Origin of the sequence: Kitasatospora sp. NPDC058190, assembly GCF_042883685.1 — a bacterium.
Classification (GTDB): domain Bacteria; phylum Actinomycetota; class Actinomycetes; order Streptomycetales; family Streptomycetaceae; genus Kitasatospora.
The window spans coordinates 1-11,266 of the sequence record NZ_JBHVVI010000197.1; the positions used below are offsets into that span (position 1 = coordinate 1).

The following is an 11,266-nucleotide window of genomic DNA, read 5'->3' on the forward strand; positions in this document are numbered from 1 at the left end:
GGGGCCTGTTCCTGGTGGCCCAACTGGCCGAACGGTGGGGGACCAGGTACACGGCCCGCGGCAAGATCATCTGGTCGGAGCAACCACTGACCGCAGCGGAGTTCCAGTTCGAGGCGATGCTGCTGTGACCACCGCGGGGTTCTCGCCCGGGTGTTCGCGTGGTGCCGGCACTGCTCGGATGTCGCCGTACGCCAGTACCATGGGTCCGGCTCCAGGGGCGTGGTGAATCGGGGCGCCGTTCAAGCTCGGTGACTGTCCGTCAGGGGTTGGCCGCGACCGGACTGTCGGTCGGGTTGGCAACCGGGAGCGGGTGTCCGTGGGGCCGTTGTGGTCGCTGGAGGGTGGGGGGCGCGATGGGGGGCCGGCATGGGATCGCCTGGCCGGAGCCGGCGGGTCGACCGGACGCGGTGGGCGTGTGACCGGCCGGCCGGCACCCGCGGTGCTGCCCCCGTCGCTGCGCGTGTGGCTCGGGCTGGTCGCGGCCTTCGCCGCGTTGGTGGTCGCCGGGCTCGGGATCCGGTACGCCGGCGAGGGCGAGCCCGGCCGGGTGGACGCGCGGATCGGGGCGGCGGTGGACGATGTGGGGCCGCCGTGGCGGTCCGTCGCCCTGGCCGCGGACTCCTTGGGGGAGCCGGTGGGAGCCGTGACTCTGGTCGTGGCCGCCGTGGCGGGTTGCCTGCTGCTTCGGCGTCCTCGGGCGGCGGTGTTCGTCGTCGTCGGCGTCGGTACGGCCGTGGGGACGGCCACGTTGCTGAAGCACCTGGTGGGACGCACCATCCACGGCGGGAACCTGTCCTACCCGAGCGGGCACACCGCCTTCCTCACCGCGCTCGCCCTCGCGGTGGCGATGCTCGCGGCTCGCCGCCGAGGCCGGGACGGGCTCGGCCTCGGCGGGACGGCCGCCACCGTGCTCGTGCTCGCCGTGGCGCTGGTCGCCGGCGCCGCCATGGGCTGGGCGCAGGTCGCGCTGGGCGCGCACTACCCGACCGACGTCCTCGGCGGCTGGTGCACCGCGCTGGCGGTGGTACCGGCGACCGCGTGGCTGGTCGACCGGCTGGCCGACGCCGGTCGGCGGGGGCGTCGCTGACGTCGCGTCACGCCAACCGGCGGAACACGGGCTTCACCGGCCGCCCGCCCAGCCAGGGGGTGGGGTCGGCGGCGTCCAGTGCCTTCCGGTACACGGCACACGCCTGGGCCACCACGTCGACGGTGCGGTCGATGTCGGCGTCCTCGAGCGCGCTGCTCACCACGAACGACGGGGCCAGCACTCCGCCCGCGAGGAGCCGGCGCAGGAACAGGGTGCGGTACCGCTGGGACGGCTGCCGGTTCTCGTCGAGGGTGGCGAAGACCAGGTTGCTGGCCCGGCCCCGGACGACGAGGTGGTCGCCGACGCCCATGCCGGCGGCGGCCTCGCGGACACCGGCGGCCAACCGCTCGCCGAGGGCGTGCAGTCGGGCGGTGATGCCCTCCTCGACGTAGGTGGTCTGCACGGCCATCGCGGCGGCCAGCGAGTGCGTCTCCGCACCGTGCGTGGTGGACAGCAGGAACACCCGGTCGCCGGAGTGACGCAGCCCGCCCCGCTCCATCAGGTCGCGGCGCCCGGCCAACGCGGAGACGGCGAACCCGTTTCCCAGCGCCTTGCCGAACGTGGAGAGGTCGGGGACGACGCCGTACAGGCCCTGGGCGCCCGCCTCGGACCAGCGGAAGCCGGTGATCATCTCATCGAAGATCAGTACGCAGCCGTGCCGGTCGGCCAGCTCGCGCAGGCCGGCGAGGTACCCGGGCGGCGGTTCGGTGTGGCCGGCGGGTTCGAGGACCAGGCAGGCGACCTCGTCCCGGTACCGGGTGAGCAGTTCCTCCGTGGCGGCCAGGTCCCCGTAGGGGAACGCCACGGTCAGGTCGGTGATCGCCGCCGGAATCCCGGCGGACATCGGCGTGGTGCCGATGAACCAGTCGTCGACGGAGAAGAACGGGTGGTCGCCGCAGACGGCCACCCGCGCTCGCCCGGTGACGGCGCGGGCGAGTCGCACCGCGGCGGTGGTGACGTCGGAGCCGTTCTTCGCGAACTTCACCATCTCGGCGGTCGGCACCGTGGCCAGGAAGCGTTCCGCGGCCTCGACCTCCACGATGGACGGCCGGACGAAGTTGCTGCCGCGGTCGAGCTCCCGCCGCACCGCCTCCAGCACGCGGGGGTGGGCGTGGCCGAGGCTGACCGACCGCAGGCCGGAGCCGTACTCGACGTAGCGGTTGCCGTCGACGTCCCACACGTGGGCACCGAGGCCGTGGCTGATGACCGGGGCCAGGTTCTCGGGGTACTGGTCGTCGCCCTTGGCGTAGGTGTGCGCGCCCCCGGGGATCACGGCGTGCAGTTTCTCGTTCGCCGCCCGCGACCGGGGCAGGGCGAACTCTTCGGTGGATTCGGTGTCCACGAGGGCCTCAGCTCTCCTTCTGCCGCAGGACCTCGGCGAGGCTCGGCGCCTCCCGGTCCCGCTTGGACATCGACGTGGGCGGCAGCGGCCAGGGGATGGCGAGCTCCGGATCGTCGAAGGCGATCGTCACGTCCTCGGCCGGATCGTGCGGGCGGTCGATCAGGTACGAGACGTCGGTGGTCTCCGTCAGCGCCTGGAAACCGTGCGCGCACCCCGCCGGGACGTACACGCTGACCTGCGTCTCGCCGGACAGCTCGAAGAAGGCCACGTTGCGGTACGTCGGCGAGTCCGGGCGCAGGTCCACGACGACGTCGAAGACCTCCCCGTACGAGCACCGCACCACCTTGGCCTCGCCCGCGCCGGAGCGCAGGTGCAGGCCGCGCAGCACGCCCTTGACCGAGCGGGACACGCTGTGCTGGACGAAGGCGTCCGGGTCGAGGCCCACCGAGCGGAGCACGTCGGCGTCGAAGGTGCGGCAGAAGAAGCCGCGCTCGTCCGCGTACGGGGTCGGTCGGAACATGAACGCGCCGGCGATCGCCGGGACTTCGGTCGCCTTCACGGCGTCTCCCTCGAAGCGTGGGTGTGGTCGGTCGTGGGGAAGAGGGCCGCGGTCAGCGTGCTGAACTGGTCCTCGAGGCGCCGGGTGGCGGCCAGGTTCCGCTCGGCGAGGGTCTGCCGCAGCTCCGGCGCGCGCTTCTCCAGCTCCCGGAACTGCTCGATCAGCCGGTCGGCGTCGACCTCGCGCGCCGGGTGGCAGTAGGTGCCCAGCCCCATCTGGTCCATGAGCGCGTCGCTCTTCGCCGCGTAGCTCAGGGCGAGCGTCGGCGTGCCGACCTTCAGCGCGCAGACCAGGTTGTGGTACCTGGTCGCCACGACGGTGTCGGCGGCCGCCGTCTCTTCCATCAGGTCGGACAGTGAGGCCGTTTCGGCAGCGGTGACCAGCGACGAGTCCACCGCTTCGAGGATCTCGGCGACCACCGTCGCGTCGACGTCGTCGCCGGTGAGCAGCCGGACCGGCCTGCCGTCCTCGACCAGCGCGCGGACGAAGCGGGTCGTCCCGTCGAGGTAGCGCCGGTGGATCTCCTCGGCCCCGGCCCGGTCGTCGTTGCCGCCGTGGAAGTCCATGACGCCGACGCAGACCACGCCCGCAGTGCCGGCGGGCGCGCTCGCGGGCGGCGTCGGCAGGGCGAAGGCGAGGTCCGGGTGGACCTCGTCCCGCGCGGTGTCCACGCCCATCGCCCGCATCGCGTCGCGGGACAGGGCGTCCCGGTACGACCGGTACGCGGCCAGCCGCGCCGACCAGCGCACCAGGGCCCGGGTCGGCCGGTCGCGGATCGCGGCGGCGCCGACGCCGACCAGCGCCACCCGGGTGCCGAGCAGCCGGCCGGACGCGCAGAGCAGGAACAGCGCGTACGGGAAGCCCCACGGCCGCAGCGGCAGCGTGGCCTCCAGGACCCCCATACCCGGCACGATCACCACGTCGTGCCGGCGTACCCAGGCGGCGGTGCGGACGGCGTCGACGAGTTTGCCCAGGCCCTTCGCCGCGATCGCGCCCGCCCGCGATGCGGTCCGGTACTCCCCGCGGTACCAGTGCAGCCGGGTCGCGGGGATCCGGTACCGGGCCGTGACGACCTCCGGTCCGCCGCACAGCGCGTCCACGACCGCCTCCGGGTGCTCGGTGCGCAGGTAGCCGAGCACGGCCTCCAGCGACCCGTCGTTGCCGAGGTTGCCGGAGCCGAGCAGGCCGAACACCCCGACGCGCACCGGGACTTGGTCGGCCGACGTCATGTCTGCCTCCCCTCGCGTCCGGCCACGAGGGCGTCGACGGAGACCGTGAGCAGGGCCGGCTCGACCGGGGCGCGGTCCTCGACCCGCTCGCCGGCGCCCGGCCGGAGCCGGCTGGTCATCCATGCGGCCAGGTGGCCGTAGCACGCGCGTCGGTCGTCCGCGGACAACGGCGCCCGCCGGATCGCCGAGGCGAAGCCCCAGACGTACTCGGCGAGCAGCCGGGGCGTCGGGTGCAGCGGTCCCGCCCGGCGCGGGTCGAGGTTGACGCACCGGGAGCGCATGGAGGGGTTCGCCCGTTCGGCGCGGGTGGGGTGGTCGCGGCGGAAGTACAGCAGCTCCGGCACCTGGTGGAAGGGCCCGTGCAGGGTGATCTCGGCGACGAACGTGCGGTCCGCGTGGTGGTAGCTGTCGTGCGGCTTCACCCGGCGCAGCACGTCGGCCCGCATCACCCCGTAGAAGTCGTCGCCACCCGGCTCGAACAGCAGACTGCGGAAGCGCTCCGGCGCGCGCGGCGAGTCGGTGGCGAGCCCGTACTCGTAAGGGACCTTCACCTTGCCGTCGCCGTCGATGACGGCCTGGCCGGAGTGCGCGAGGATCACGTCCGGCCGCTCGTCGAGGGCCTCCACGCAGCGCAGCAGCAGGTCCCGGGCGTACAGGTCGTCGTGCGAGGCCCACTTGAACAGTTCGCCGCGGCACTGGGTGAACACGTGGTTGTGGTTCGGCGCGGCGCCGATGTTGCGGGGCAGCCGGAGGTAGCGGATGCGCGAGTCCCGCGCGGCGTACGTGCGGCAGATGTCCTGGGTCGAGTCGGTCGAGGCGTTGTCGGAGATGACCAGCTCGAAGTCCTCGTAGGTCTGGCCGAGCAGGGCGTCGAGCGACTCGGCGAGGTACTCCTCGCCGTTGTAGACGGGCAGCCCGATGCTCAACCGGGGAATGGCGGTCATGGTGTCCTCATTTCGGGGATGCCGTCCTCTACTACGGGGATGGGAGCGTGGTGGCGCTCGCGCAGGGCGGCCCGCAGCTGCAGCCACCACACGGCCGAGCCGCAGGCGGTCGCGGTGGCGACGCCCCAGGCCGAGCCGGCGGTTCCGGCCGCGGCGGCTCCGCCGAGCCCGCCGCCCAGGTAGCAGGCGGAGGCGAAGAGTTGGCAGCGCAGGCTGCGCCGGGCCGCAGCGAGCGCGCGCAGCCCGGCCGCCGCGCCGCTGCCGAGGCCGGCGCCGGCCACGCCGAGCGTGGCCGGCACGATGAGCTGGGAGGCGGAGTGCCAGACGTCGCCGAGGACCAGCTCGCCGAGCCGGTCCGGCATCAGCAGCAGCGCCGAGCCCCACAGCAGCGCGGCGCCGGCCTGCCCGCCGCCCAGCAGGAAGCAGAACCTGCCGAGCCGCTGCGGTGCCTGTCTCAGCACCCGTGCCGCCTCCGCCACGGTGACCAGCGACAGCCCCATCAGCAGCGCGAGGAACGGGCCGAGCAGCAGCTCGGCGCCCCGGGCCGCGCCCACCGCGCCGACCCCGGCGATCGCGCCGAGCCCGTACGCCCGCAGCTGGCTCGCGCCGCTGAGGCTGACGTTCTCGACCAGGTACCGGCTGCCGAGGTCGCGCTGCTCGCGGAGCCAGCCGCGGGCCCGGGTCACCCGGGGCCGCAGGCCGGACTGGAGGCAGCCGTACCCGGCGGCCACCGCGGCGGAGGCGCCCCAGGCGAGCAGGAAGGCGGCCACGGTGCCCACCCGGGCCGCCACGACCATGGCCGGGACGAGCATGACGCCCTGCACGAGGTCGTTGGCGAACGCCTTCTTCCCGGTGCCGGCGGCGAAGAACGCGAACCGCCAGGCGTCCTGGAGCAGCAGCGCCGGCAGGGCGACGCCGAGACAGGCGAACGCGGGCCCCACGCTGCCGCCGAGGCCGAGCCCGACCAGCAGGCACACGGCGCCGAGGGTGGTACCGACGCCGAGCGCGGCCCCCGTCGACCGGGCCGCGGCTGCCCGCCAGGGCGCGTCCGGCACGCCGCTGAAGCGCACCACGAGCGGGTCGGTGGCCAGCCCGCGGGCGACGTTGAGCACCACGCCGTAGGTCAGCCAGGCCAGGCTGAACACGCCGAACGCGGTCACCCCCAGCTCGCGGGCCACGTAGATGCCCACCGCGAAGTTGGTCATGCTGGAGGCTGCCTGGTCGGCCAGCCCCCAGGACAGCCGGCCGAGCACGCCCCGCTTGGCGGTCCGCCCGGTCTCCCCGGACGGACCGGCCGTCGTCGTCTGTATCCCCTCGGTGGTCATCCGCGTCATGCCTTGATCAGCCCGGCGCCCTCCAGGGCGCCGGCCGCGACGGCGACCGTGTCGAACGGCAGCCCGGAGCGTTCGGCGACGTCCAGCAGACTGTGCTCGCCGTCGGAGAGGCTGAGCACCCAGAGCATGGCCATCTGGGCCTGCTTCGCGTCGCTGCGGCCGCCGAGCGAGTCGTACAACCCACGCCGGCCCAGCTGTGGTTCGCCGTACGGGCTGAGGTTGAGGTAGCGCCGGTTGCGGTCGAGCACGGCGAAGGCCTCGCGACAGACGGCGAGGGTGTCCGCCATCGCCTCCGGTCTGACGAAGTCCAGGTTGTCCGCCGAGGTGTGGTACTCGGGGTACCCGGCGTACGGGGTGCGGCTGAGCGAGCCGACGCCGAGGTCGAATCCGGGCGAGCAGTACTGCCGCTCGTCGTAGCCGTACGGGGTGAACTCGGTGACGCGGTGCGGGCGTTCGGATGCGGTCAGGACGTGCCGCAGCACCCGGTCGATCTCCGCGTCGCCGCGCCTGCTCTGCTTGTACGTCAGGTGGCCCGGGTCGCCGGCGCAGGCCAGCACCAGCCCGTGCTTGACCCGTTCCACCCGCTCCGCGTTGCGGGCCAGCCAGGTGATCGCCCCGATGGTGCCGGGCGCGAAGATGAACCGGTAGGTGTAGTACGGCGACCGCCGCGCCAGCTCCCGCGCCAGGAACACGGCCACCGCGACGCCGGCCATGTTGTCGTTGGCCAGCGACGGGTGGCAGACGTGGCAGGAGACGATCACCTCGTCGGCGACCTGCCCGGGGACGACGTGCTCGGCGTAGGTGAGGTGGCCGTCGGCGAGCGTGGAGTCGATGCGCACCTCGTACTCGCCGTCCGGCAGGGCGTCCAAGGTCTCCTGGGCCAGGCAGAACCCCCAGTCCGGCGTGTAGTAGCTGGTGCGGTACGGCACCCAGGTCGGGTGGTCCGGCAGGGTGTGCAGGTGGGCGCGCAGCTCGGTCAGCGGCATGGTCGCCGCCACCGGCACGCTGTAGCCGAGCACGTGCAGGGAGGACGCGGCGAAGTCGACGACCCGGTTGCCGGCGGTGTCGGCGATGTACGCGTCCCGGATGTTCCACTCCTGCGGCACCGTCCAGTCGAGCACCTGCGTCCCGGTCGGCACCTCGTGCACCTGCAACGGGACGTACTCGCCGATGATCTCCAGGGTGGCGCGCACGCCGTCGCCGGTGATGCTCCGGCACAGCGGGTACAGCCGCTCCACCAGCGCGTACATCTCCTCGCCGGGCGTGGTCACCGGCGCCACCGCAGGGTGTCGTCGACGGTGCCGGCCTCGGACGCCCGGCGCAGCACGGCCAGCCGGGTGAAGCCGCGTTCGAAGCCCTCCCGGGTCAGCCCGAACCTCCGGTAGGCGTCGGCGAGTTCGAGCGCGCCCTGCTTCACCGTCCACTCGCAGTCGAAGCCGGGCAGCGCGCCGCGGAACCGGGAGAAGTCCACCCGGTACGAGCGGGGATCGGCGCCGTTCTCCCCGGTGATCCGCACCTGCGCGCCGTCCACCGCCTCGGCGACCTGCGCGGCGATCTCGGCGACCGTGACGTTGTTGACCTCGCTGCCGATGTTGAAGGCCCGGTCGTGCACCGCCTCCCGCGGGGCGGTCAGCGCGGCCGCGAAGGCCCGGGCGATGTCGGCGGCGTGCACCAGCGGGCGCCAGGGCGTGCCGTCGGAGAGCACCAGCACCTCGCCGGACAGCAGCGCGTGGCCCACCAGGTTGTTCAGCACGATGTCGGCGCGCAGCCGGGGCGAGTAGCCGAAGGCGGTGGCGTTGCGCATGTACACCGGGGTGAAGTCGTCGTCGGCCAGCTCGTGCAGGTCGTCCTCCACCCGCACCTTGGACTCCGCGTAGGGCGTCACCGGGCGCAGCGGGGCGTCCTCGCCCACCAGGTCGTCGCCGCCGGCGGCGCCGTAGACCGAACAGGTGGAGGCGTACAGGAAACGCCGCACCCCGGCGTCGCGGGCCAGCTTCGCCAGCCGTACGGAGGCGTGGTGGTTGATGTCGTAGGTGAGGTCCGGTGCCAGCGAGCCCAGCGGGTCGTTGGACAGTGCCGCCAGGTGGATCACGGCGTCCACCCCGGCCACGTGCTCGGCCGTGACGTCGCGCAGGTCCACCCGGTGCCCCGGCGGGTCCGCGGGCGTCGGGCCGAGGACGCAGTCCGCGAACAGGCCCGCGTCGAGGCCGACGACGTCGTGCCCGGCGGCCGCGAGGAGCGGGGCCATCACGGTGCCCAGGTAGCCCTGGTGTCCGGTCAGCAGTACGCGCAAGGTTCAGTCCCCCAGAGTGAGAGTGCCCAGATGGAGAGTGAGTTTGGTGACGGCGAACGCCTCGGCGTAGCGCGCGTGGCATTCGATGCCGCGGATCCGCGCCAGCCCGAGGAAGGCCTCCCGGTCGTACCAGGGCCGGTGCCGCTGCGAGGCGTAGTGCTCCTGCAGGAGCTGCACCTTCCGTTCGGCGATCTCGTCCGTCAGCGGCTGGTAGGCCGTCGGACGGCCGAGGTCGGCGTCCCACTTGACGATCTCGTAGCCGAGTACGAGGTGGTCGCGGAACGCGGTGGTCATCAGCTTCGCCAGGCCGCGGTGGTCCTGGTGCGCGTCCTCCGTGCGCGGGGCGAGGACCAGATCCGGCTCGGTCTGCGCGCGCAGCTCCTCGACCGCGGCCTTGGCCTCGTCCCAGTGCGCGGGCAGCCGGCCGTCCGGCAGCTTGAGCACGGTCAGGCGCAGGTCGGCGCCCGGGCAGAAGGTGGCGAGCGCGGCCTGCTCCTCCTGCTCCCGCTCGCTGCCGCCGCCGGAGAGCACCAGCGCGTCGACGCGCAGACCCGGCCGCGCGCGGCACATCGTCAGCAGGGTGCCGCCGGCGCCGATGGCGATGTCGTCGCAGTGCGCCCCCACCGCGACGATCCGGTCCAGGCCGCCTGCCCCGAGCCGGATCACGCGCTCCTCACCGCGCCGCCGGTCGCGCTCGCCACCGCGCCGTCCCGTTCCCACACGGCCCACGGGCGGTCGCCCCGGGCGTAGGCGGCGTCGAGCGCGGCCCGTTCCTTCACGGTGTCGGTCGGCTTCCAGAAACCGCGGTGCTGGTGGGCCACCAGCCGGCCCTGCTTGGCCAGCCCCGCACATCCGTCGGCGACCAGGTCCCCGTTCTCCGGGATGTGGTCGAACACCTCCTGGCGGAGCACGAAGTAGCCGCCGTTCTCCCACAGCGGCATGTCGCTCACCGCGGTGATGCCCCCCACCAGGTTGTCCTCGCCCAACTCCACGCAGTGGAAGGAGGACTGCGGCGGCACCACCATCATCGACGCCCCGGCGTCGCGCTGGGAGAACCGCTCGATCATCTCCGGCAGCGGGGCGTCGGTGAGCACGTCGGCGTAGTTGGCGAGGAACATCTCGTCGCCGTCGAGGTGGTGGCGCACCCGGCGCAGCCGCTCGCCGATCGGCGACTCGATGCCGGTCTGCGCGAACGTGATCGTCCAGGAGGAGATGTCGGTGGACAACAGCTCGGTCCGCCCGTTGCGCAGGATGAAGTCGTTGGACGTCGTCTCCTCGTAGGTGAGGAAGAAGTCCTTGATGTGCCGGGCCCCGTACCCGAGGCACAGGATGAACTCCGTGTGCCCGAAGTACGCGTAGTAGCGCATGACGTGCCAGATCAGCGGCCGCGGGCCGACCATCGCCATCGGCTTGGGCACGTCGTCGGAGGATCCGCTGCGCATCCGCAGCCCGTAACCGCCGCAGAACAGGACGACCTTCATCAGGACTCCTTCGTGGATACCCCCGGCTTCAGCCGGGGGAGGAAACGAAGCTCCCGCGTAGCGGGGCAGGGGTGGCCGTTTCGCCGCCAGGGCGATCCGGCGTCTTGGTAGGCTGACCAGCCGCAGGTGGTCACAAAGATTGCCGCTAATGTGTGATCCATGACGTCCACTCAGGTGAAGCGGGCATTCAAGTTCCGCTTCTATCCGACAGATGCGCAGGCAGCTGAGCTGTCGCGTACGTTCGGGTGTGTGCGGCTTGTCTACAACAAGGCGCTGGCCGCCCGGTCCGAGGCGTGGACGATGCGTCAGGAGCGGGTGAACTACAACGCCACCTCCGCGATGCTGACGGCGTGGAAGAAGACCGAGGAGCTGGCGTTCCTCAACGAGGTCTCCTCCGTGCCGCTCCAGCAGACTCTCCGGCACCTGCAAGGGGCGTTCTCCAACTTCTGGCAGAAGCGGGCCAAGTACCCCCGGTTCAAGTCGAAGAAGAAGTCCCAAGACAGCGCGGAGTACACCACCAGCGCATTCCGGTACCGCGACGGTCAGCTGACACTGGCGAAGATGGCGGAGCCGCTGCGTATCGTGTGGTCGCGTCTCCTGCCCGAAGGGCAGTCCCCGTCCACGGTGACCGTGTCCAGGGACGCGGCGGGGCGCTGGTTCGTCTCCATGCTGTGCGAGGACCCCGGCGTCAAACCCCTGCCCGCGCTTGGCACGGTGGTGGGTATCGATGCCGGGATCACCAGTCTGGTGACGCTGTCCACCGGGGAGAAGATCGCCAACCCCCGGTCCGAGAGCAAGGATCGGGAGCGTCTGGCCAAGGCCCAGCGGGACCTTGCCCGCAAGGCCAAGGGCTCGAAGAATCGCGAGAAGGCCCGGCGCAAGGTCGCCAAGGTCCACGCCCGGATCGCCGACCGGCGCAGGGACTTCCTGCACAAGCTCACCACCCGACTCGTCCACGAAAACCAAGTGGTCGTGATCGAGGACCTGACCGTCCGCA

11 protein-coding genes are annotated in these 11,266 nt (G+C 72.6%); 2 read left to right on the forward strand and 9 right to left on the reverse strand.

Annotated features, from left to right (window positions below):
- The first annotated feature begins 415 nt into the window (after positions 1–415).
- Positions 416–1,087 carry a phosphatase PAP2 family protein gene (locus tag ACFVWU_RS42670; protein ID WP_387631628.1) on the forward strand — a complete coding sequence of 224 codons (672 nt, stop codon included), beginning with the start codon at positions 416–418 and terminating at the stop codon, positions 1,085–1,087.
- 7 nt (positions 1,088–1,094) lie between these two features.
- Here ACFVWU_RS42670 and ACFVWU_RS42675 read toward each other — a convergent pair whose 3' ends face one another.
- Genes ACFVWU_RS42675 through ACFVWU_RS42715 form a run of 9 tightly spaced genes read right to left on the reverse strand, consistent with a single transcriptional unit; the run spans position 1,095 to position 10,269 of the window.
- Positions 1,095–2,429 (reverse strand): glutamate-1-semialdehyde 2,1-aminomutase, encoded by a 1,335-nt coding sequence (locus tag ACFVWU_RS42675; RefSeq protein WP_387631631.1) that lies wholly within the window; start codon positions 2,427–2,429, stop codon positions 1,095–1,097.
- A 7-nt stretch (positions 2,430–2,436) separates the two neighbouring features.
- Positions 2,437–2,988 (reverse strand): dTDP-4-dehydrorhamnose 3,5-epimerase family protein, encoded by a 552-nt coding sequence (locus ACFVWU_RS42680; RefSeq protein ID WP_387631633.1) that lies wholly within the window; start codon positions 2,986–2,988, stop codon positions 2,437–2,439.
- Positions 2,985–4,217, reverse strand: a complete 1,233-nt coding sequence (locus ACFVWU_RS42685) for a polysaccharide pyruvyl transferase family protein (protein WP_387631636.1) — start codon at positions 4,215–4,217, stop codon at positions 2,985–2,987. Before ACFVWU_RS42685 ends, ACFVWU_RS42680 begins: the two co-directional genes overlap by 4 nt.
- Positions 4,214–5,161: a glycosyltransferase family 2 protein gene (locus ACFVWU_RS42690; RefSeq protein ID WP_387631638.1), complete on the reverse strand. Its 948-nt coding sequence runs from the start codon at positions 5,159–5,161 to the stop codon at positions 4,214–4,216. The genes ACFVWU_RS42685 and ACFVWU_RS42690 overlap by 4 nt, the downstream gene beginning before the upstream one ends.
- The gene (locus tag ACFVWU_RS42695; RefSeq protein ID WP_387631654.1) at positions 5,158–6,486 is read right to left on the reverse strand and encodes a hypothetical protein; all 1,329 of its coding nucleotides are present in this window, start codon (positions 6,484–6,486) and stop codon (positions 5,158–5,160) included. The genes ACFVWU_RS42690 and ACFVWU_RS42695 overlap by 4 nt, the downstream gene beginning before the upstream one ends.
- Before the next feature lie 5 nt (positions 6,487–6,491).
- Positions 6,492–7,775 (reverse strand): DUF4910 domain-containing protein, encoded by a 1,284-nt coding sequence (locus ACFVWU_RS42700; protein WP_387631641.1) that lies wholly within the window; start codon positions 7,773–7,775, stop codon positions 6,492–6,494.
- Entirely contained in the window at positions 7,763–8,788 is a 1,026-nt protein-coding gene (locus tag ACFVWU_RS42705) for an NAD-dependent epimerase/dehydratase family protein (protein ID WP_387631644.1), read from the reverse strand. Before ACFVWU_RS42705 ends, ACFVWU_RS42700 begins: the two co-directional genes overlap by 13 nt.
- 3 nt (positions 8,789–8,791) lie before the next feature.
- Entirely contained in the window at positions 8,792–9,454 is a 663-nt protein-coding gene (locus ACFVWU_RS42710) for a PIG-L deacetylase family protein (RefSeq protein ID WP_387631646.1), read from the reverse strand.
- Entirely contained in the window at positions 9,451–10,269 is an 819-nt protein-coding gene (locus ACFVWU_RS42715; protein WP_387631649.1) for a glucose-1-phosphate cytidylyltransferase, read from the reverse strand. Before ACFVWU_RS42715 ends, ACFVWU_RS42710 begins: the two co-directional genes overlap by 4 nt.
- Positions 10,270–10,428: 159 nt before the next feature.
- Between ACFVWU_RS42715 and ACFVWU_RS42720 the strand changes: the two genes are divergently transcribed.
- The coding region (locus ACFVWU_RS42720; protein WP_387631651.1) for an RNA-guided endonuclease InsQ/TnpB family protein at positions 10,429–11,266 on the forward strand (838 nt) is incomplete at its 3' end.